The sequence below is a fragment of the Salipiger bermudensis genome (genome assembly GCF_019801965.1).
Classification (GTDB): domain Bacteria; phylum Pseudomonadota; class Alphaproteobacteria; order Rhodobacterales; family Rhodobacteraceae; genus Salipiger; species Salipiger bermudensis_A.
The window spans coordinates 161,940-181,842 of sequence record NZ_JAHVIA010000001.1; the positions used below are offsets into that span (position 1 = coordinate 161,940).

The window sequence follows — 19,903 nt, forward strand, 5'->3', positions numbered from 1 at the left end:
AATTGGGGCGCCTTTTTGACAAAGCGCGGACAATTTCAGGGGCGCGGCAGGTTTGTTTCCGATCTCGCGATCAGATCCGGATCGACGAGATCAACCGGCCGTAATCCGCCTCGCGCTCATGCACCGAACGCCGGAAGGAGAAGAAGCGCTGCGGGTCGGAATAGGTGCAGTGGCGGGTCCATTCCGCCTCGACCCCGGCCTCGCGCAGCTTGTGCAGGCCGAAGCCCGGCAGGTCGAATTGCATCCGGTCGCCCTCGCCGCCGGCGAAGAAGCGGCCGTTCACCGCGTCTTCGCTCATGAAGGCGTCGAAAAACTCGGGGCCAACCTCGTAGGCGCGCTGGCTGATGCTCGGCCCGATCACCGCGCGGATGCGCTCGCGCGCCGCGCCGAGCCCGACCATCGCGGCAACGGTCTCTTCCAGAACCCCGTCGATGGCGCCGCGCCAGCCCGCATGGGCGGCCCCCACGACGCCGGCCTCGGCATCGGCGAAGAGAACAGGCTGACAATCCGCGGTGAGCACCGCGATCGCCAGACCCGGCGTTGCCGTCACAAGGCCATCGGCCTCGGGCGTCGGGCCTTCGTGCGGGCCGTCGACCACCAGCACCTTGGCGGAATGGGTCTGGTGCACGTTGACCAGCCGCTCGACCGGCACCTCCATCGCCGCCGCGACCCGGGCGCGATTGATTGCCACGATCTCGGACTGGTCCGAGGAGCCGTTGCCGCAGTTCAGCCCGGAGAACACGCCCGACGAGGCGCCTCCCTTGCGGGTGAAGAAGCCGTGCCGAAGGGGGGCGAGGCTTTCCGAGGTGATGATCTCAAGCGTCATGTGTCAGCAGTCCGGGCGGAGGGGCAGCGCCCTCGGGGAAGGCCCCGAGCGTCTTGAACAGCGAACCCATTTCCTCGGGGTGCGTCAACCGGCGATGTGCGGCGACGTGGCTGTCGAGCTGCGCTCCGCTGAGCCGTGCGGCAAGCGCGCGCGCCCGATCGGTGATGCCGAGGCGCTCGAGGAAAACGCCCTGCGGCGTGAGCGCGCTGGTGGCGCAGGGCGTGGCGGCGGCGAGCGCGCCGAAATCCACATGCGCGGTGAGGTCGGCGCTGCCCGGCGCGGAGAGCGGCGAGACCTTGTCGTGCCGCCGCACCGCCTGAAACGTATCGCCGAGGCTTCGCGCGCTGCCGTAATCGACGATCAGAGCCGCGCCGCCATGCGCCTGAAGGCGGCGGCCGATCTCCTCGGCGATGCCGGCGGCGGGGGCGCAGGTCTCGACCAGGTCGCCCTCCTGCGTGTCGGCCAACCGGGATTCGAGATCGCCGCGCGGCGCCGGCTCGGTCAGGCCGAAGGCGAGCGCGCCGTCCTCGAAGCCGACCACGCGCTCGCACCACGCATCGCCTTTGCGGAGGAACTGGCGGATCGGCAGCGCGTCGAAGAACTCGTTGGCAAGCAGGAAGAGCGGTGCCTCGGGCAGCTTCTCAATGCTGTCATGCCAGACCGGCATCAGCGGCGCGAGCCGGCGGTGCTGCTCGTCGCGCAGGCGCGGCGAGGTCTCGACGAGATGCAGATGCGCCGCCTCGAGCATCCCCGGCACGCCGCGCATGGCGCGGGTGGCGTCGGCCATCAGCGTGCCGCGGCCGGGCCCTAGCTCGGCCAGAACGAACGCGCTCGGCCGCCCCTGCTCCAGCCAGCATTGCGCGAGGCAGAGCCCAAGCAGTTCGCCGAACATCTGGCTGATCTCGGGCGCGGTGGTGAAATCGCCCGCCGCCCCCAGCGGATCACGAATCTGGTAATAGCCGTGCTGCGGATGGCCGAGACAGGTCGCCATGTATTCGGCGATGGTCATCGGCCCCTCGGCGGCGATGCGCCGGTGCAGGATGTCCTCGAGCGGGCTCATGCCCGCCGCCTCGCCGTGACCAGCAGCGCAACCCCGATGAGAATCATCGGCAGCGACAGGATCTGCCCCATGGTCAGACCATAGCCGCCCACCTGCAGCGCAAGCCCCAGCGGATTGCCCGGCGCGACGAACTGCGCATCGGGCTGACGGACGAACTCGACGACGAAGCGCGCGAGCCCGTAGCCCGCGAAAAATGTCCCGGCGACGACGCCCGGCCGCGTCAGCGCGCCACGGGCGAAGGCCAGCCAGACCAGCACCGCGCCGAGGATCAGCCCTTCGAGCCCGGCCTCGTAGAGCTGCGAGGGGTGGCGCGCGCAGAGCTCCCCCGCCGCCTGCCCGCAGGCCTGCGCCGCCTGACCGGGGAAGATCACCCCCCAGGGCAGATCGGTGGGTCGGCCCCAGAGCTCGGCGTTGACAAAATTGGCGATCCGTCCGAGCAGCAGCCCCGGCGGCACAGCGAGCGCCATCAGGTCGGCGGTGGGCATCAGCCGGATGCCGTGCTTCAGGCAGAAGGCCAGTGCTGCCAGAATCACCCCCAGGAGTCCGCCGTGAAACGACATGCCGCCGTGCCAGATCATCAGGATCTCGCCGGGATTGGCGAGGTAATAGGCCGGCTGGTAGAACAGCACGAAGCCCAGTCGCCCGCCGAGGATGATGCCGAGGATCACCCAGGTGAGCAGTTGTTCGAGTTGCTCGGTGCTCATCGGCGGGGTGTCGTCGCGCCAGAGCCGCGTCCGGCGCAGCGCCGCGGCGGCGAGCTGCCAGCCGATCAAGATGCCGGCGATATAGGCCAGCGCGTACCAGCGCAGGGCGAACTCGAAACCGCCGAGCGAGATCGAGAACAGTTCGGGCGAGAGCGAGGGGAATTGCAGGGCAGCTTTCATGCCGGCATGAGTGCCGTCGCTTTACGGGCGAAGTCAACCTTGAGGCCGGCGCCCGCAGGTCCCATATTGAGGCCAACATCGTATCAGGAGCAGCCCATGCAGACCCGCAACAAGGTATTCGACGACATCTCGCAGCTGATGACCAACGCCATGGGCGTGGCGCAGGGCGCCAAGGACGAGGCCGAGACCGCGATGAAGTCGATGATCGACCGCTGGCTGGCCGATCGCGATTTCGTCACCCGCGAGGAGTTCGACGCGGTGCGCGCCATGGCACAGAAGGCCCGCGAGGAGAACGAGGCGCTGAAGGCCCGTCTCGACGCGCTGGAGAAAGGCGCCGAGTGATTGCCCGGCCTCGGCGTGGCAAGGGGGCGCTGCCCCCTCTTGGCGCTGTGCGCCAATTCACCCCCGAGGTATTTTGAAACCAGAGAAGGCGGGAGCACGGCGCCCCTGGCTTCTCTTCGTGAAAAATACTCCCGCCGGAGGCAGGCCGATCCGTGACGTCGCGCTGCCCATCGGATAGGGCACCGCCGAGCCGCGCCCTTGCTTTGGCGGGGACACTGCGTTACAGGCCCCCGGTGGCCTCGCGCCACTGATTCAGAAAACCAAGAAACGCCGTGGTTGGCCCGTTCGCTTCGGGGTCACATCCGGCAATGGAGAAGCGACATGAAACTGAATGAACTTCGCGACAACCCGGGTGCCACCCGGTCCAAAAAGCGCATCGGCCGTGGCCCGGGTTCGGGCAAGGGCAAGATGGGTGGCCGTGGTATCAAGGGTCAGAAATCGCGTTCGGGTGTGGCCATCAACGGCTACGAAGGCGGCCAGATGCCGCTCTACCAGCGTCTGCCAAAGCGCGGCTTCAACAAGCCGAACCGCAAGAGCTACGCTGTCGTCAACCTGGGCCTGATCCAGAAATTCGTCGACGCCGGCAAGCTCGACGCCGGCTCGATCACCGAGGACAGCCTGGTGGCGTCGGGCCTCGTGCGCCGCAAGCTCGACGGCATCCGCGTGCTCGCCAAGGGCGAGGTGACCACCGCGCTGACCATCGAGACCACCGGCGCGTCGAAATCGGCCGTCGAGGCGGTCGAGAAGGCCGGCGGCGCACTCAAGGTCACGGCTGCGGCAGCCGCAGAATAAGCGGGTTGTGAGCGGTGAGACAGCCGCTTACATAGGACCCCACGTTTTCCACGAACGCCGCCGGAGCCGGAAAGCGCTTCCGGCGGCGTTCTGCCTTCGAGAGGACCCGCATGGCATCCGCTGTGGAACAAATGGCCGCCAACACCAGTTGGGCGGCGCTTGGGAAGGCCACTGACCTTCGCAACCGCATCCTATTCACCCTCGGCCTTCTGATCGTCTACCGGCTGGGCACCTTCATCCCCGTCCCCGGCATCGACGGCGGCGCGCTCCGCGACTTCATGGAGCAGGCCGGCCAGGGCATCGGCGGCATGGTCTCCATGTTCACCGGCGGCGCGCTGGGACGCATGGGCATCTTTGCCCTCGGGATCATGCCCTACATCTCGGCCTCGATCATCGTGCAGCTCCTCGCGGCCATGGTGCCGGCGCTCGAGCAGCTCAAGAAAGAGGGCGAGCAGGGCCGCAAGAAGATCAACCAGTACACCCGCTACGGCACCGTCGCGCTGGCGCTGTTCCAGGCCTACGGTCTCGCGGTCTCGCTCGAGGCCGGCGATCTGGCCCACGAGGCGGGCTGGTATTTCCGCGCCGCCGTGGTCATCACGCTGGTCGGCGGCACCATGTTCCTGATGTGGCTCGGCGAGCAGATCACCGCCCGCGGCGTCGGCAACGGCATCTCGCTGATCATCTTCGTCGGCATCGTCGCCGAGATTCCGGCCGCGCTGGCGCAGTTCTTCGCCTCCGGCCGCTCCGGCGCCATGAGCCCGGCGATCATCGTCGGCGTTATCGTCATGGTCATCGCGGTGATCATGTTCGTGGTGTTCATGGAACGCGCCCTGCGCAAGATCACCATCCAGTACCCGCGCCGCCAGGTCGGCATGAAGATGACCGAGGCGCAGCAGTCGCACCTGCCCGTCAAGGTCAACCCGGCGGGCGTCATCCCGGCGATCTTCGCCTCCTCGCTGCTGCTGCTGCCGACCACCATCGCGACCTTCAGCCAGGCCGGCTCGAGCGGTCCGGTGATGTCGACGATCCTCGCCTATTTCGGCCCCGGACAGCCGCTCTACCTGCTGTTCTTCGCCGCGATGATCGTGTTCTTCGCGTATTTCTACACCTTCAACGTGTCGTTCAAACCCGATGACGTGGCCGACAACCTGAAGAACCAGAACGGCTTCATCCCGGGCATCCGCCCCGGCAAGCGTACCGCCGACCACCTCGAATACGTGGTCAACCGGATCCTGGTGCTGGGCTCGGCCTATCTGGCGGCGGTCTGCCTGCTGCCCGAGATCCTGCGCTCTCAATACGCGATCCCGTTCTATTTCGGCGGCACCTCTGTTCTCATCGTGGTATCGGTCACGATGGACACCATTCAGCAGATCCAGAGCCATCTGCTGGCACATCAATACGAAGGTCTTATTCAGAAGTCGCAGCTCCGCGGTAAGAGTAAGACCCGCAAGCGGAGGGGACCTGCACGCCGATGAACATCATTCTTCTTGGACCGCCGGGCGCCGGCAAAGGCACACAGGCCGGATTCCTCGTCGAGGAGCGCGGCATGGTGCAGCTTTCCACCGGCGACATGCTGCGCGAGGCCAAGGCCTCGGGCAGCGAGATGGGCAAGCGGGTTGCCGCAATCATGGATGCCGGCGAGCTGGTCACCGACGAGATCGTCATCGGCCTGATCCGCGAGAAGCTGCAGGGCACGAAGTCGGCCGGCTTCATCTTCGACGGCTTCCCGCGCACGCTGAAGCAGGCGGACGCGCTGGGTGAGCTGCTCGACGAGATGGGGCAGAGCCTCGACGCGGTGATCGAGCTGCGCGTCAATGACGAGGCCCTCGTGGGCCGGATCGTCGGCCGCGCCGAGGCGGCGGTTGCCGCGGGCGACAAGCCGCGCGCCGACGACAACGCCGAGAGCCTCAAGAAGCGTCTGATGGAATATTACAAGCAGACCTCGCCGCTGATCGGCTACTACTATGCCAAGGGCATGTATTCGCGCGTCGACGGCATGGCCTCGATGGACGAGGTCAAGGCCGCGCTGGCGGCGAAGCTCGACGGCTGATCCCGGCGCTTCGGACAAGACAAAAGGCGGACCTTCGGGTCCGCCTTTTTCGTTTCCGGCACGACGGCCCCTGCCCCGTCACCCAGACACGCCGGCGATCCGGCCGACCCGGTCGAAGGCCAGAAGCACCGCGCGCGGCGGGCCGGCAAAGCATCGCGACAGGATCGCAGCGTCGGACGAGGACAGGGTGGCATACCCCATCGACCAGCCGAGAAAGCTGCGCTCGGCGACGTCGCGCTGCATCCGCAGGACGATCTGGTAGTGCCGCGGATCGAGATGGATCCGTTCATAGAGGCTTTCGAGCACCTCCCTCGGACCCTCGAGAACCTGGCAGAACCGGTCGGTATCGCGCAGCAGGTATCCCGTCACGCCCCGGTCGCGATTGTTCTGCATCGCGTGTTGAAGGATGTCGAAATCCGACGAATGCCCTCGCGGATGGCGCGACAGGCTTGTATAGAGCATCTGAGTGATCATATGGGGATCAGGCGCGCTTTCCGCGTGCCGGGCTCTGGCGGGAGATGTTGTTCTCGATCATCATGTCGGGACAAACGCGCCGCGCCGGGACAAGGTTCCCCATATGGGGTTGACGCCTGTCCCGAATCCTCATACCCACCCGCATCTCTATCAGAGAATCGATGTTTGCGGGGCGGGTCGCACCCCTACCGCAGATCACCTCATCAGCGGACAGCCCGACGGCGATCGCGCCTCGGGCTCATGTTGTGAAAAAAGGTTCTGGCACTACGGAACCGCAACGAAAAGGAACAGAGATTTGGCACGTATCGCCGGCGTCAACATCCCGACCAACAAACGGGTGCCTATCGCCCTCACCTACATCACCGGTATCGGCCACACCTCGGCCAAGGCCATCTGCGACGCCGTCAACATTGACGCCGCCCGCCGGGTCAACGAGCTGTCCGACGCCGAAGTTCTCGCGATCCGCGAGCACATCGACGCCAACTACACCGTCGAAGGCGACCTGCGCCGTGAAGTTCAAATGAACGTCAAGCGCCTGATGGACCTCGGCTGCTACCGCGGCCTGCGTCACCGTCGCAACCTCCCCGTGCGCGGTCAGCGTACGCACACCAACGCCCGCACCCGCAAGGGCCCGGCAAAGCCGATCGCCGGCAAGAAGAAGTAAGGGAGGCTACTCGATATGGCACGTGATACCCGTCGCGGAGGCAAGAAGAAGGTCTCCAAGAACATCGCCGCTGGCGTGGCGCATGTGAACTCGTCGTTCAACAACACCAAGATCCTGATCTCGGACGTGCAAGGCAATGCGATCTCCTGGTCGTCCGCCGGCACCATGGGCTTCAAGGGCTCGCGGAAATCGACCCCCTACGCCGCTCAGCTGGCCGCAGAAGATGCCGGCAAGAAAGCGCAGGAACACGGCGTGAAGACGCTGGAAGTCGAAGTCCAGGGCCCCGGCTCGGGCCGTGAGTCGGCGCTCCGTGCGCTGGCCGCCGTCGGCTTCAACATCACGTCGATCCGCGACGTGACGCCGATCGCGCACAACGGCTGCCGCCCGCCGAAGCGCCGCCGCGTCTGATCTTTCGCTACACCAAGGTGGGGCCCTGCCATTGTGCGGGGCCCCACCTTACGTCATTTCAACCTCGGGCGTCTGAGCCTTTGGACATGGGGCACGGACAGGAATGGAGGGACGCATGATCCACAAGAACTGGGCTGAACTGATCAAGCCGACCCAGCTGGAGGTTCGCCCCGGCGCCGACCCGAGCCGCGTGGCCACCGTCGTCGCCGAGCCGCTCGAGCGCGGCTTCGGTCTGACCCTCGGCAACGCGCTGCGCCGGGTGCTGCTGTCGAGCCTTCAGGGTGCGGCCATCACCAGCGTGCAGATCGACAACGTGCTGCACGAATTCTCCTCCGTCGCGGGTGTCCGCGAAGACGTGACCGACATCGTCCTGAACCTGAAGGGCGTCTCGCTGCGCATGGAAGTCGAAGGGCCGAAGCGCCTGTCGATCAACGCCACCGGCCCGGGCGCCGTCACCGCGGGTGACATCGCCGAGACCGCCGGCATCGAGGTGCTCAACAAGGATCACGTGATCTGCCACCTCGACGATGGCGCCGATCTCTATGTCGAGCTGACCGTCAACACCGGCAAGGGCTATGTCTCTGCCGACAAGAACAAGCCGGAAGACGCGCCCATCGGCCTGATCCCGATCGACGCGATCTACTCGCCGGTCAAGAAGGTCGCCTACGAGGTGCAGCCGACCCGTGAGGGCCAGGTTCTCGATTACGACAAGCTGACCATGAAGGTCGAGACCGATGGCTCGGTCACCCCCGAGGACGCGATCGCCTTCGCAGCGCGCATCCTGCAGGACCAGCTGTCGATCTTCGTCAACTTCGACGAGCCCGAAGCGGCTGGTCGCCAGGACGAGGACGATGGCCTCGAGTTCAACCCGCTCCTTCTCAAGAAGGTCGACGAGCTCGAACTGTCGGTGCGTTCGGCGAACTGCCTGAAGAACGACAACATCGTCTATATCGGCGACCTGATCCAGAAGACCGAAGCCGAGATGCTTCGCACCCCGAACTTCGGCCGCAAGTCGCTGAACGAGATCAAGGAAGTGCTGTCCTCCATGGGTCTGCACCTCGGCATGGATGTCGAGGACTGGCCGCCGGACAACATCGAAGATCTCGCCAAGAAGCTCGAAGACCAGTTCTAAGAGCTTAGAGACAAGGAGCGGGGCGCGGTGAGAGGGCGCCCCGTTTCCTTCTCCCTCTCGGGGGAACCCCGGGCATCCTGCCCCAAGGTGAGCGGTCCGCAACGCATGGGCCGCCTGACAAAGCAAAACCGCCCGTAGAGGGCAAACCGGAGTAAAGAGACATGCGTCACGCAAAAGGCTACCGCCGCCTCAATCGCACCCACGAGCACCGCAAAGCACTGTGGGCAAACATGGCCGGCTCGCTGATCGAGCACGAGCAGATCAAGACCACCCTGCCCAAGGCCAAGGAACTCAAGCGCGTCATCGACAAGCTGATCACCCTCGGCAAGCGCGGCGACGTGCACGCCCGCCGTCAGGCCGCCGCCCAGCTCAAGCAGGACATCCACGTCGCGAAGCTGTTCGAAGTGCTTGGCCCGCGCTACGCAGAGCGTTCGGGCGGCTACTGCCGCGTGCTGAAGGCCGGCTTCCGTTACGGTGACATGGCGCCGATGGCGATCATCGAGCTGGTCGACCGCGACGTCGACGCCAAGGGCGCAGCCGACAAGGCCCGCCTCGCAGAGCTCGAGGCCGCAGAGGAGTAATCCTCTCGACCCGCGACCAAACGAAAGGCGCCGCAGGGTTCTGCGGCGCCTTTTTTCTTGCCCGGTTCTAGAGCCCGACGGGAGGCGCTCAGGCGGCGTCGAGCTCTTTCTTGACCAGCGTCTCGATCTTGTCGATCGGGTGGTTGGTCAGAGTCTTGGGCACCTCGGCGACCACCTTGTCGGCCACCTCCTTGTGCATCTCCCGGCGCAGATCACCCAGAACCTGCGGCGAGGCCACCAAGACCAGGTGTTCGAAGGCGCCCTTGTGAGCCTCGGCATAGAGCTGGTCGGCGAGGTCCGCCGCGAAGCGCTCCTTCTGCAGCTCATGCCAGTCGGTGTCATCCAGCGACGAGCGCTGCCCTACCCCGGTATCGTGCATGCGCCCGGGGCGGTTGGCCCCCTGCTCGCGGTCGGAGGGGTTCTCCTGCTCCTCCTCGTCGAACATCTCGAGATTAGGGTTCTCGTGGTCGGTCAGGTTGCGCAGGAACAGCGCCTTCTCGCTGTCGGTGACAACAACCCATGTGCCTTGCTTCAACTCGGTCATCTCGGTCTCCTCTCCTCAGCCGTCCTGCTTCTCTTCGGATTTGCGCACCCGCGTGACGCCCGGGCGGTCCTGTTCGGCCCGCTTGAGAAGATCGCGCGTCCCCACCTGCCGCTCGGTCGCGCCGCCGGCGCGGCCCTGCTGGTCGGGGGTATCGGTGCTGTCGGTATAGGCCTCCGTCTCGCGGCGGCCGTCCTCGGATCTCTGACGCTCTGGCATGGGAGCCTCCTTTCAGTCTGTGCACCCTCAACGCCGAGCCTCACGTCCACGTTCCTTCGCCCGTCTTGATTCCGCCCCCTCGCACGGGCATATCGCTGGGGCACAGGAGGATCGCACCATGCTTCGCAACGCCGTTGTCGCGCTCACCCTTTCCATCCTTGTCCTCGTCCCCCTGCCCGCCCTCGCCGAGAGCCGCGTGCCGCAGAGCCAGGCCGAGATCTCGCTCAGCTTCGTGCCGCTGGTGAAGCAGGCGACGCCGGCTGTCGTCAACATCTACGCCCGCCGCACCGTCGAGACCCGAAGCCCCTTTGCCGGCGACCCGCTCTTCGGCAACCTCTTCCGAGACTTCGGCGGCCGGCCTCGGGTGCAGAACTCGCTGGGCTCCGGGGTGATCCTGTCGGAGGACGGCATCGTGGTGTCCAACTACCACGTGGTCGGACAGGCGACCGACATCCGCGTGGTGCTGAATACCGGCGAAGAATACGCCGCCACCGTGTTGCTCGGAGACGAGGAATCCGACCTCGCCATCCTCAAGCTCGACGGCGCCTCCGACATGCCGCACCTGGCCTTGCGCGACAGCGACACCGTCGAGGTCGGCGAGCTGGTGCTGGCGATCGGCAACCCGTTCGGCGTCGGCCAGACGGTGACCTCGGGGATCGTGTCGGGGCTGGCGCGCTCCGGCACCGCCACCGGCAATGCACGCGGCTACTTCATCCAGACCGACGCGCCGATCAACCCGGGCAATTCCGGCGGCGCGTTGATCGACGTGAACGGCGACCTGATCGGGGTCAACACCTCGATCCTGACCCGCTCGGGCGGCTCCAACGGCATCGGCTTCGCCATCCCCTCGGCGCTGGTGGCGCAGTTCGTCGAGCAGGCCCGCGCCGGCAACGAGGACTTCGCCCGGCCCTGGGCCGGGATGTCGGGCCAGCCTGTGGATGCGGACCTGTCGGAGAGCCTCGGGCTCGGCCTGCCCGGCGGCGTGCTGATCTCGGCCATCCACCCGGCGAGCCCCTTCGCCACCGCCGGGCTCGGGGTCGGCGACGTGGTGCTGGCGGTGGACGGCCAGCCGGTCAACACGCCGCCCGAGATGATCTACCGTATGTCGGTGGCCGGGCTCGGCCACGTGGCCCGCATTCGCTACCTGCAGGACGGGGAGGAGCGCGAGGCCGATGTCGAGATGATCGCCGCCCCCGAGGATCCGCCCCGCGACGCTGTCACGCTCAATGAGCGCGCCGTTCTGCCAGGCCTGTCGCTCGCGCGCGTGAACCCCGCCGTCGCCACCGAGCTCGGCCTGCCAATGGCGGCCGACGGCGTCGCGGTCACCGATCCCGGGCCCTATGCTGCGCGCATCGGCCTGCGTCAGGGCGATATCCTGCGGAAGATCGACGGCCGCGCCGTCAGCGATCCGGGCGGGGTCGACCGCCTCCTGCGCCGCGCCGCCCCGCGTGTCGAGATCGAGGCGCTGCGCGGCAACCGCCGGGTCATCCTGCGCTTCCGAACCTGAGCCCGGCGCATCGCCCTCGCCAGGCGGCGGCGCGAACGTCAAAGGCAGATGCCTCCGGCGGGAGTATTTTTGACGAAGAGAAGACAGGGGCGCGGTGCTCCTGCCCTTCTCTGGTTTTCAAATACCTCGGGGGAGTCCGCGGCACGCGGGCGGGGGCAGCGCCCCCATCCGACCGTGGAGCCAGCGCTCAGCCGAGGATTCGCTTCACCGCCGACAAAAAGGCCGCGACCTCGGCCTCGGAGTTGTAATGCGCCAGCGACACCCGCACGCAGTCGGGCTGGCCGAGCGGCGTGAGGATGTTGCCCGAGTAGTGGTCGGCCTTGCGGGTGTGGGTGCGGATGCCGAGCTCCGACAGCGCCGAGACCAGCTCAGGCGACGGACGGCCGGCGACGTAGAAGCTCACCAGACCCTCGCGCGCCGGATTGTCGGTACCGCCGACGATGACCACGCCCTCCATCTCCGCGAGCCCCGGCAGATTGCCGGTGCCGTGCAGCATGGCGTTGGTCAGCGCCGCCTCGTGATCATGGATCACGCGGCCCGCCGCCTCGATGCGCGCGCGCGGGTCGGTGGCGTCGGAGACGCGGCTGCCGAGCCATTCGAAATAATCGACCACGTCCGAGAAGGTGGCATAGGCGCCGGTGTCGCGCGTGCCGAGCTCCCAGTTGCCCTCGGGGCCGCCCACAAGCGCGTCGTGCTGCAGCGCGCTCAGCCGGTCCGAGGCCCAGGCGATGCCGTAGCCGTGGCGCGAGAACACCTTGTAGGGCGAGATCACGTAGCCATCGACATCGTAGGACGCAATGTCGATGCCGCCGTGACAGGCATGCTGGATGCCGTCGACGATGATCAGTGCCTCGGGCGCCTTGGCGCGGATCGCCTTGGCGATCGCGGCCACATCCATGCCCATGCCGGTCACCGGAGAGGTGTGTAGGATCGTCGCCACGCGGGTGTCTTCGGTGACCTCCGCCGCATAGGCCTCGGCCGTGACCACGCCGGTGGCGTCGTCATGGGCGATCAGCACGTGACGCTTGCCGGCGACCTCGGCCCAGCGGGCGCAGGCGCTGCGCGAGGCCGGATGTTCGACGGTCGAGCCCAGCACGATGCCCTCGGGCGTGCCGAGGCAGGCATCGGCGATCAGGCGGAACAGCAGCTCGGTGCCGCTCTCGCCCACGAACACCTTGCCGCCCGGCGCGTTGAAGAAACTCGCCGCATCCTCGCGCGCCTTGGCGATGATCTCGCCGAGCGCGGCGGAGGCCGGGTTGTCGCGGCCCTGGTTGTCGGGGATCGCGGCGAAGCGGGCGGTGGTCTCGACCACGGAATTCAGCGTCAGCGCGCCGCCGGCATTCTCGAAGAACACCCGAGGGCCGGTGAAGGGGCATTCCTCCACATGGGCGAATTTCGACCGGATCTCGGTGAGCAGCTCGGGGGTGATCGTCGTCAATGCTTGGTTTCCTCTTGCCGGGCCTTCTCGGCGGCCTCGATGGCCTCCTCGATATCCTCGGGATCGGTGGACGGGATGGCGTAGCTGCCCGAGACCCATTTCGCGAGGTCGATATCGGCGCAGCGCTTGGAGCAGAACGGACGGTATTTCGTCTCGGTCGGCTTGCCGCAGATCGGACAGCTCATTTCAGCACCTCGCGCAGCGGCATGCGCTCGCGCTTGCGCTGCAGCTCCATCAGGCCGAGCTGGGTCCAGCCGGCGAGGATGGTCTCGGTGGCGTCCTGCTTGAGGGCGGCGCGGAGCACCTGCTCCATCTGGCGGCGGTCCTTCTTGGGGGCGGGGGCGGCATCGACGAGGATCTGCCCGCCCAGCCCGCGCAGCCGCAGCTGGCGCGGCAGCTCGCGTAGAGCCGCCATGTTGGCCTTGAGGCCGGCGGCGGGCGAGGTGTCGTTGCCGGTGTTGATGTCGATGGCGACCAGCGCGCGGGTGGGTTCGATGCACATCGAGCCGCCGCCCGGGAGCGCCACCAGCGGCGAGCGCAGTTCCTCGAGCGCGTCGAGCACGCCGTGACGCTCGAAGCTGCCGGGCTCGGCATCGACGTCTTCGCTTTCCCACTCGCGCCAGGCCAGCGCGTGCGGGCCATCGCCCTCGACCAGCGTCTCGGCCTCGCCGGTGGCGTCGGCCATGACCTGCGCCGCGAGCTGCACCATGGCGGCGATGTCCTCGGCGATGTCGTCGGCATCGCCCGAAGCGCAGGAGGAGCGCAGGATCAGCCCGTGATCGCCCTCCATCACCTCGTGGGCGATGCCCAGAAGCTCGTCGCGCAGGTCGTCATCCTTGATCTGGCGCGAGACGTTGATGCCCGGCGCGCCCGGGGTGACGATGGCGTAGCGCGACTTGAACAGCAGCCGCGTGGTCACCGGGATGGCCTTGCCGGGCTCGGCGAAGCCGGTGACCTGCACCAGCAGCGCGTCGCCGGGGGCGAGCCCCTTGACCTGCCGCAGGAAGGCGTTGCCGTCGGGGGTGCGCAGGAACATGCCGCCCTGCCCCTTGACCGGGCGCAGGGCCACGGCGCGATAGATCGTGCCCGGACGCGGATGGTCGCTGTCGATGAGCAGATCTTGGAGCTGTCCGTCGACGATCAGCGCAGCGGCCTCCGTCCCGTCGAGCTCGTCCAATGCGATGGTTCGTCCCTTCATGGGGCCGACTTGTAGAGCGGGAACCCGGCGGCTTGAAGCAGATTCGCGGTCTCTGCGAGCGGCAGGCCCACCACGGCGGTAAAGGAGCCGCCGATCCACGGGATGAAGGCACCGGCCATACCTTGTATGCCGTAGCCCCCGGCCTTGCCGCGCCAGTCGCCGCTTTGCAGATAGGCGTTGAGCTCCTCGTTGGAGAGGCTCTTCATCTTCACCTGCGTGACCACGTCGCGCTCCCAGACCCTGTCGCCGCGGCGCACCGCGACGGCGGTGATCACCCGGTGGCGGCGGCCAGACAGCGCGGTGAGGAAGGAAGCGGCCTCCTTCTCATCTTCCGGCTTGCCGAGGATTCGCCGCCCCAGCGCGACAGTGGTGTCGGCGGAGAGCACGATCTCGTCATCCCCGGCGGGGATCGCCTCGGCCTTCTCGCGGGCAAGGCGCACGCAATAGGGCCGCGGCAGCTCGCCGCGACGGGGATCTTCGTCGATGTCGGGGGGGCGGATGTCCGCAGGCACGATGCCAAGATGCGCCAGCAGCTCACGCCGGCGCGGAGATCCGGAGCCCAGAACGAGCTTCATGCGCGGGCCCGAGCGGGCGCTGCCCGCATTGCGGGGTTCGCCAGTATCTTCAGGCCCATGCGAGGCTTACTTGAAGCGGTAGTTGATCCGACCTTTGGTCAGATCGTACGGGGTCATTTCCACCTGGACGCGGTCGCCAGCCAGAACACGGATGCGGTTCTTACGCATCTTGCCTGCCGTGTGCGCGATGATCTCATGGCCGTTCTCGAGCTCGACCCGGAATGTCGCGTTGGGCAGGAGTTCCTTCACGACGCCGGGGAATTCGAGAATGTCTTCCTTGGCCATGGTCACTCCTGTGATTGCAATCCCGCCCTAGTTCGCGGAACGCACAAGGATATGCGCTCAATTCGCGCGTAATTCAAGGGCGCATTGGCCCGGAAATCAGGAAAGGCTCCGCAAGACGGCGGGGCTGTCACGCCCGGCCTGCTCTGCCCAGTGGGCGCGGTTGAGCACGACACCATCCTTGCGGACCCGGCTGACGGCGTCAAGTTCGAGCGTGGCATAGGTCCATCCGGGCTGGTTCATCTGCCCCTGCGCCAGCACGCCATCGGCGGGAAAGCCGGTGTCGGGCGGGCCGAAGATGCCGCCCATGCCGCAATTGGTGTCGACCGCCTCGGACCAGTCGCAATCGCCCACGGTGGAGGACATCACCGTCACGCATTGCTGCTCGAGCGCGCGCGCCATGGCGCCGATGCGCACCCGGTTGTAGCCATGCGCGGCCTCGGTGCAGGAGGGGACGAGAATCAGGTCGGCCTCCATCATTGCGCGGGCCAGCAGCGGGTATTCGCTGTCGTAGCAGATCAGGATGCCGATCTTGCCGAGGCTTGTGTCGAAGAGATGCAGCGGCCCGCCGCCCACGACGCCCCAGTCCTCGCGCTCGAAGCGGGTCATGATCTGCTTGTCCTGGTGCCCCATGGCGCCGGAGGGGGCGAAGAAGCGCGCGCGGTTGACCGGGCGGGGGCCGATCGCGGGGTCAAACACCGGGGCGGAGGCGGCGAGGATGTGGACGCCGTGGCGTCTCGCGAGCTCGGCATGCAGCGCGTCGACCTGCGGGATGCGCTCGGAGACCGCGTGCAGCGAGGCCTCGAGATCGGCGGCGGCCTCTTTGCCTGCAAGCGTCGCCAGCTCCATCGCGCCGTATTCCGGAAACACCAGCAGGTCGGCCCCCTGCCCGGCCGCGTCTTCGACCCAGGCGGTGAGCTTCGCGGCGTAGGTCTCCCAGCTGTCGAGGAAATCCATCTTGTAGGCGGCGGTGGCGAGTTTCATGGCGGCGGTCCTTTTAGTGGGGGCGGACCGGGGCGCTGCCCCGGACCCCGGGATATTTTCGGCCAGAAGAAGCCCGGGGGCGGCCAGTTGGCGGTCAGGTGAGGGATTTAATCCAGAACTGCAAGGAATGGTCGGTTTCCGTGGGCTGATCGATGTCTTTCCATCGGAAATGTGCAGGAGCGCCGTCGAGCGGCTCGTAGCCGCGCTTGCGCCAGAACGGGTCGAGCGGAGCGTAATCCGCCGGGCGGAGCGGGTGATCGGCGGGGCGCTGAACGGCGCAGAAGGCGGAGCAGGTGCGGCCCAGTGCGCGGGCATGGGCCTCGCGCAGGTCGAAGAAGCGGTGACCGACGCCGCGGCCGCGATAGCCGGGCAGCAGCACGGATTCGGCGCAGTAGAAGATCCTGGAGAGGTCGAGGCCGGTTTCGGCGAAGGCGCTCGCGAAGTCGTCGGAATGGTCTTCCATCGGCGTGCCGGTGGCGGCGCCGACGAGCCTGTCGCCGTCGAAGGCGCCGACGAGGACCGCGCCGGGGCTGTCGCGGTAGGTCTGCAGGTAGGCGCGTTCGTAGGCGAGATCGCCGTCATAGAGATAGGGCCAGTCGCGGAACACCGCGATGCGCAGCCGCGCCACATCGTCGAGCGCGGCGTCGAGCGCCGCGCCGGTCAGCACCTCGACCCGCATCAGCCGACCTGCCGGATCCAGTCCGCGAGGTTGTAATAGGTCACCACGCGGGTGATCTTGTCGTCCTTCAGGGTGAAGAACGAGCCCGCCGGCAGGCGGTAATTCTGGCCGTTGGCCTCGGGCAGGCCGGAATCGGTCACGAGATAGGTGCCGTTGACGATGTATTCGGCGGCGGCGCGGGTGCCGCCCTCGGCCTCGAACACCACCATGTCGGTCAGGGTTTCGTCGTAGCAGTGGGACATGTGGGCACAGAACTCGGCGAACTTGGTCTTGCCGGTGCGCACCTGCCCCTCGTTGACGTGATGCGCCACATCGGCGTCGAGGCAGGCCAGCATGGCCTCGGTGTCCTTGGCGTTGAAGGCGTCGAAATAGCGCCGGATGGTGTCGGTTGCGCTCATGTGGCTCCCCATCTGCTCTTCAGCTTGTCGGTGATCTGGTCTCGGGTCTGGCGATAGGCGTTGAGCTTCATCTCGCGGGTCTCGCCCAGCCCGGTCGGATCCATGACCGGCCAGTATTCGACGGTCAGGTGGTAATATCGCGTGAGATCGAGCGCGGCGCGCTGCGAGGCCGGCGACATGGCGACGATCAGGTCGAAGCCCGACAGCGCCTCGCCTATCTCCTCAAGCTCCTCGAAGCTGCGCGAGCGGTGCTTGTCGAGCTCGACGCCGATCTCGCGGCAGACCGCGATGGCGAAGCCATCGATGTCGAGATCGTTCACCACGCCCACCGATTGCACGTAGGTGTCGAAGCCGTAGAGCTTCTTCATGATCCCTTCGGCCATGGGCGAGCGCACTGCGTTGTGATCGCAGCAGAACAGCACCGATTGCGGCAGTCCGGCCAAGCCTCAGCCTCCGAAATGCAGCACGCAGATGAGGGTGAAGAGCCGGCGCGCGGTGTCGTCATCGACCTCGGCCTTGCCCTCGAGCCGCTCCTGCAGGATGCGCGCGCCCTCGTTGTGAATGCCGCGGCGGGCCATGTCGATGGTCTCGATCTGGCTCGGAGCCGCCGTCTTCACGGCGTCGAAATAGCTTTTGCAGATCTGGAAATAGTCTTTCACCACCTGCCGGAACGGCGACAGCGAGAGGTGGAACTCCGCCGCCTTCTCGTCGGCCTCGGTGGCGATGTCGAAGACCAGCCGCTTCTCGCGGATCGCGAGGCCCAGCTTGTAGGGCCCGGCGGGCACCTCGCGGCCGTCGCGCGCGGGCAGCGTGAAGGAGTTCTCCTCCATGAGGTCGAACATGGCGACGCGGCGCTCCTGCTCGATCTCCGGCGTCGGCGGCGGCAGGTTGGCGTCGTCAAGATCGATCTGCGAGATGTGGCTCATGAGCACTGTCCTTCACCGGGCCCGAAAGGCTTAGCGCGGCCGCGATCCCACTGCAATGCGCCAGAAGCGCCGCAGCGCGCCGGCCGCGCTCAGTCGTTCATCTTGCGCAGCCGCGCGGTCACGCTGAGCCCGTGGGCCTGAAGGCTCTCCGAGTTGGCCAGAATCTCGGCGGCGGGGCCGATGGCGCGCAGCGCCTGCGGCGACATCTGCGCCAGCGTGGTGCGCTTGAGAAAATCCAGCGCCGAGAGCCCTGAGGAGAACCGCGCCGAGCGCGCCGTGGGCAGGACGTGGTTCGGGCCGCCGACATAGTCGCCGATGGCCTCGGGCGTCCACTGGCCGAGGAAGATCGCGCCGGCGTGGCGGATCTTTTCCGACAGCGCCAGCGGGTCGGCGACGCAGAGTTCGAGGTGCTCGGGCGCCACCCGGTCGGAGAGCGCCACCGCCTCGTCGAGATCGCGCGCCACGATGATGGCTCCGAAATCGCGCCAGCTGGCACCGGCGATGGCGCCGCGCTCGAGCACCTCGATCTGGCGCTCGACCTCGGCGGCGACCGCCTGCCCGAAGGCGGCGTCGGTGGTGACGAGGATCGACTGGGCGCTCTCGTCGTGCTCGGCCTGGCTCATCAGGTCGAGAGCGATGAACTCGGCATCGTTCTCGGCATCGGCGATGACGAGGATCTCGGAGGGGCCGGCGATCATGTCGATGCCGACCTTGCCGAAGACCCGGCGCTTGGCGGCGGCGACGAACGCGTTGCCCGGGCCGGTGATCTTGTCGACCGGCGCCACGGTCTCGGTGCCGTAGGCCAGAGCCGCGATCGCCTGCGCGCCGCCGAGGCGGTAGATCTCGTCGACGCCTGCGATGCGCGCGGCCAGCAGCACCAGCGGGTTCACCACGCCGTCGGGCGTCGGCACGGTGATGCAGAGCCGCTCGACGCCCGCGACCTTGGCCGGGATGGCGTTCATAAGAACCGAGGACGGATAGCTGGCAAGCCCGCCCGGCACGTAGAGCCCGGCGGCGGCCACCGGTGTCCAGCGCCAGCCGAGGGTGGCGCCGTCGGGATCGGTCCAGAGCGCGTCTTCCGGCATCTGGCGCACGTGGTAGGCGCGGATCCGTTCGGCTGCCTTTTCCAGAGCGGCGCGTTCATCGTCGGGAACGCGGGCGCATTCCGCCTCGATCTCCTCCGGGGTGAAAGCCAGCCGCTCGGGCGTCAGCTCGAGCCGGTCGAATTTCGCGGTGTAGTCGATCAGCGCGGCATCGCCGCGCGCCCGCACCTCGGCGATGATCGCCGCGACCGTGTCGTCGACATCGGGGCTGTCCTCGCGCTTGGCCGTCAGCAGGCGGGAGAACTCGATCTCGAAATCCGGGTCTGTGGTGTCGAGGAAAACGGGCATGGCGCGGTCCTTTTCGCTGTCCTGCGCCTCTTACCCGCTGCCCGCCCCCGCCTCAAGCGCCTGCCGCCTTGATCCCGGTCAAGGCCCTGCAAGGACGCGCGCGCTAACATTCGAAAGACGGGGAGTGTGTCACTTTGGGGAGGAGGAAACCCATGAAGACCCTTGCAACAATCGCCGGCGTGCTGGCGCTTGCACTGCCGTTCACGGCGTCTGCGGACGAGGCCGGCGAGATCGAATACATGAACCACTGCGCCGCCTGTCACGGCGAGAGCGGCATGGGCGACGGGCCATTGGCCGAGCTGATGACCGTACCGGTGCCCGACCTGACGCAGGTCTCGGCGCAGAATGACGGCGTGTTCCCGCTGCTCGACATGATCCAGGTGGTCGACGGGCGCACCGGCATCCGTGGCCACGGCTACCCGATGCCGGTCTGGGGCAAGCGCTTCAAGAGCGAGATCGAGGGCGACATCGGCGCCTATGCCAGCGAGATCGTGGTGCGCGGACGCATCCTGTCGCTGGCCTATTACCTCGAGTCGATCCAGGCCGAGTGAT

At 67.2% G+C, this 19,903-nt stretch carries 27 protein-coding genes; 10 read left to right on the top strand and 17 right to left on the bottom strand.

The window, feature by feature from the left end; all coding sequences use genetic code 11:
* Window positions 1-70: 70 nt before the first annotated feature.
* The 3 genes from pgeF to lgt are packed head-to-tail and all read right to left on the bottom strand — an operon-like array spanning window position 71 to window position 2,770.
* Window positions 71-826, bottom strand: coding sequence for a peptidoglycan editing factor PgeF (gene pgeF, locus KUV62_RS00750; protein WP_222601781.1), 756 nt, complete (start codon window positions 824-826; stop codon window positions 71-73).
* Window positions 816-1,886: a class I SAM-dependent methyltransferase gene (locus tag KUV62_RS00755; RefSeq protein ID WP_222601782.1), complete on the bottom strand. Its 1,071-nt coding sequence runs from the start codon at window positions 1,884-1,886 to the stop codon at window positions 816-818. Before KUV62_RS00755 ends, pgeF begins: the two co-directional genes overlap by 11 nt.
* Window positions 1,883-2,770: a prolipoprotein diacylglyceryl transferase gene (gene lgt, locus KUV62_RS00760; protein WP_222601783.1), complete on the bottom strand. Its 888-nt coding sequence runs from the start codon at window positions 2,768-2,770 to the stop codon at window positions 1,883-1,885. Before lgt ends, KUV62_RS00755 begins: the two co-directional genes overlap by 4 nt.
* A 96-nt stretch (window positions 2,771-2,866) precedes the next feature.
* Here lgt and KUV62_RS00765 point away from each other — a divergent pair, with 96 nt between their 5' ends.
* The 4 genes from KUV62_RS00765 (at window position 2,867) to KUV62_RS00780 (ending at window position 5,954) form a co-directional block, all read left to right on the top strand.
* Window positions 2,867-3,112 carry an accessory factor UbiK family protein gene (locus KUV62_RS00765; protein WP_076696675.1) on the top strand — a complete coding sequence of 82 codons (246 nt, stop codon included), beginning with the start codon at window positions 2,867-2,869 and terminating at the stop codon, window positions 3,110-3,112.
* 321 nt (window positions 3,113-3,433) lie between these two features.
* Window positions 3,434-3,904 carry a 50S ribosomal protein L15 gene (gene rplO / locus KUV62_RS00770; protein ID WP_222601784.1) on the top strand — a complete coding sequence of 157 codons (471 nt, stop codon included), beginning with the start codon at window positions 3,434-3,436 and terminating at the stop codon, window positions 3,902-3,904.
* Window positions 3,905-4,014: 110 nt separating this feature from the next.
* The gene (gene secY, locus KUV62_RS00775) at window positions 4,015-5,379 is read left to right on the top strand and encodes a preprotein translocase subunit SecY (protein ID WP_222601785.1); all 1,365 of its coding nucleotides are present in this window, start codon (window positions 4,015-4,017) and stop codon (window positions 5,377-5,379) included.
* Window positions 5,376-5,954, top strand: coding sequence for an adenylate kinase (locus KUV62_RS00780; protein WP_222601786.1), 579 nt, complete (start codon window positions 5,376-5,378; stop codon window positions 5,952-5,954). The genes secY and KUV62_RS00780 overlap by 4 nt, the downstream gene beginning before the upstream one ends.
* A 78-nt stretch (window positions 5,955-6,032) precedes the next feature.
* Here the strand turns inward: KUV62_RS00780 and KUV62_RS00785 are convergent, their stop codons facing one another.
* Window positions 6,033-6,416 carry a BLUF domain-containing protein gene (locus KUV62_RS00785; RefSeq protein WP_261395136.1) on the bottom strand — a complete coding sequence of 128 codons (384 nt, stop codon included), beginning with the start codon at window positions 6,414-6,416 and terminating at the stop codon, window positions 6,033-6,035.
* A 307-nt stretch (window positions 6,417-6,723) separates the two neighbouring features.
* Between KUV62_RS00785 and rpsM the strand changes: the two genes are divergently transcribed.
* The 4 genes from rpsM to rplQ all read left to right on the top strand — a co-directional run bounded on the left by rpsM (window position 6,724) and on the right by rplQ (window position 9,213).
* Complete coding sequence (gene rpsM / locus KUV62_RS00790; RefSeq protein ID WP_222601788.1) at window positions 6,724-7,092, top strand: 30S ribosomal protein S13; 369 nt, start codon at window positions 6,724-6,726, stop codon at window positions 7,090-7,092.
* A gap of 15 nt (window positions 7,093-7,107) precedes the next feature.
* Window positions 7,108-7,500 carry a 30S ribosomal protein S11 gene (gene rpsK, locus KUV62_RS00795; protein ID WP_076696689.1) on the top strand — a complete coding sequence of 131 codons (393 nt, stop codon included), beginning with the start codon at window positions 7,108-7,110 and terminating at the stop codon, window positions 7,498-7,500.
* Between the two features lie 115 nt (window positions 7,501-7,615).
* On the top strand, window positions 7,616-8,632 hold the full coding sequence (locus KUV62_RS00800; RefSeq protein WP_222601789.1) for a DNA-directed RNA polymerase subunit alpha: 1,017 nt from the start codon (window positions 7,616-7,618) through the stop codon (window positions 8,630-8,632).
* A gap of 161 nt (window positions 8,633-8,793) precedes the next feature.
* Window positions 8,794-9,213 (top strand): 50S ribosomal protein L17, encoded by a 420-nt coding sequence (gene rplQ, locus KUV62_RS00805; RefSeq protein WP_222601790.1) that lies wholly within the window; start codon window positions 8,794-8,796, stop codon window positions 9,211-9,213.
* 88 nt (window positions 9,214-9,301) lie between these two features.
* Here the strand turns inward: rplQ and KUV62_RS00810 are convergent, their stop codons facing one another.
* The gene (locus KUV62_RS00810; protein WP_222601791.1) at window positions 9,302-9,757 is read right to left on the bottom strand and encodes a host attachment family protein; all 456 of its coding nucleotides are present in this window, start codon (window positions 9,755-9,757) and stop codon (window positions 9,302-9,304) included.
* A 15-nt stretch (window positions 9,758-9,772) separates the two neighbouring features.
* On the bottom strand, window positions 9,773-9,973 hold the full coding sequence (locus tag KUV62_RS00815) for a hypothetical protein (protein WP_222601792.1): 201 nt from the start codon (window positions 9,971-9,973) through the stop codon (window positions 9,773-9,775).
* A gap of 118 nt (window positions 9,974-10,091) precedes the next feature.
* Between KUV62_RS00815 and KUV62_RS00820 the strand changes: the two genes are divergently transcribed.
* Window positions 10,092-11,480, top strand: a complete 1,389-nt coding sequence (locus KUV62_RS00820; RefSeq protein ID WP_222601793.1) for a trypsin-like peptidase domain-containing protein — start codon at window positions 10,092-10,094, stop codon at window positions 11,478-11,480.
* 187 nt (window positions 11,481-11,667) lie between these two features.
* Here KUV62_RS00820 and KUV62_RS00825 read toward each other — a convergent pair whose 3' ends face one another.
* The 11 genes from KUV62_RS00825 to hisD all read right to left on the bottom strand — a co-directional run bounded on the left by KUV62_RS00825 (window position 11,668) and on the right by hisD (window position 19,351).
* Window positions 11,668-12,918 (bottom strand): aminotransferase class V-fold PLP-dependent enzyme, encoded by a 1,251-nt coding sequence (locus KUV62_RS00825; RefSeq protein WP_222601794.1) that lies wholly within the window; start codon window positions 12,916-12,918, stop codon window positions 11,668-11,670.
* Window positions 12,915-13,103: a DNA gyrase inhibitor YacG gene (locus tag KUV62_RS00830; protein WP_222601795.1), complete on the bottom strand. Its 189-nt coding sequence runs from the start codon at window positions 13,101-13,103 to the stop codon at window positions 12,915-12,917. Before KUV62_RS00830 ends, KUV62_RS00825 begins: the two co-directional genes overlap by 4 nt.
* The gene (locus KUV62_RS00835) at window positions 13,100-14,116 is read right to left on the bottom strand and encodes a ribonuclease E/G (RefSeq protein ID WP_222601796.1); all 1,017 of its coding nucleotides are present in this window, start codon (window positions 14,114-14,116) and stop codon (window positions 13,100-13,102) included. Before KUV62_RS00835 ends, KUV62_RS00830 begins: the two co-directional genes overlap by 4 nt.
* Window positions 14,113-14,691, bottom strand: coding sequence for a Maf family protein (locus KUV62_RS00840; protein WP_222601797.1), 579 nt, complete (start codon window positions 14,689-14,691; stop codon window positions 14,113-14,115). The genes KUV62_RS00835 and KUV62_RS00840 overlap by 4 nt, the downstream gene beginning before the upstream one ends.
* A gap of 66 nt (window positions 14,692-14,757) precedes the next feature.
* Window positions 14,758-14,976, bottom strand: coding sequence for a translation initiation factor IF-1 (infA, locus tag KUV62_RS00845; RefSeq protein ID WP_007792573.1), 219 nt, complete (start codon window positions 14,974-14,976; stop codon window positions 14,758-14,760).
* A 96-nt stretch (window positions 14,977-15,072) separates the two neighbouring features.
* Window positions 15,073-15,957, bottom strand: a complete 885-nt coding sequence (locus tag KUV62_RS00850; RefSeq protein ID WP_222601798.1) for a carbon-nitrogen hydrolase family protein — start codon at window positions 15,955-15,957, stop codon at window positions 15,073-15,075.
* 94 nt (window positions 15,958-16,051) lie between these two features.
* Window positions 16,052-16,636: a GNAT family N-acetyltransferase gene (locus tag KUV62_RS00855; protein ID WP_222601799.1), complete on the bottom strand. Its 585-nt coding sequence runs from the start codon at window positions 16,634-16,636 to the stop codon at window positions 16,052-16,054.
* Complete coding sequence (locus tag KUV62_RS00860; RefSeq protein ID WP_261395141.1) at window positions 16,636-17,034, bottom strand: ketosteroid isomerase-related protein; 399 nt, start codon at window positions 17,032-17,034, stop codon at window positions 16,636-16,638. The genes KUV62_RS00855 and KUV62_RS00860 overlap by 1 nt, the downstream gene beginning before the upstream one ends.
* Complete coding sequence (locus KUV62_RS00865) at window positions 17,031-17,477, bottom strand: low molecular weight phosphatase family protein (RefSeq protein WP_222601801.1); 447 nt, start codon at window positions 17,475-17,477, stop codon at window positions 17,031-17,033. Before KUV62_RS00865 ends, KUV62_RS00860 begins: the two co-directional genes overlap by 4 nt.
* Window positions 17,478-17,480: 3 nt before the next feature.
* Window positions 17,481-17,960: a UPF0262 family protein gene (locus KUV62_RS00870; RefSeq protein ID WP_222601802.1), complete on the bottom strand. Its 480-nt coding sequence runs from the start codon at window positions 17,958-17,960 to the stop codon at window positions 17,481-17,483.
* An 89-nt stretch (window positions 17,961-18,049) separates the two neighbouring features.
* The gene (hisD, locus tag KUV62_RS00875) at window positions 18,050-19,351 is read right to left on the bottom strand and encodes a histidinol dehydrogenase (protein WP_222601803.1); all 1,302 of its coding nucleotides are present in this window, start codon (window positions 19,349-19,351) and stop codon (window positions 18,050-18,052) included.
* Between the two features lie 152 nt (window positions 19,352-19,503).
* Here hisD and KUV62_RS00880 point away from each other — a divergent pair, with 152 nt between their 5' ends.
* Window positions 19,504-19,902 (top strand): c-type cytochrome, encoded by a 399-nt coding sequence (locus KUV62_RS00880; protein WP_222601804.1) that lies wholly within the window; start codon window positions 19,504-19,506, stop codon window positions 19,900-19,902.
* Window position 19,903: the final 1 nt, after the last annotated feature.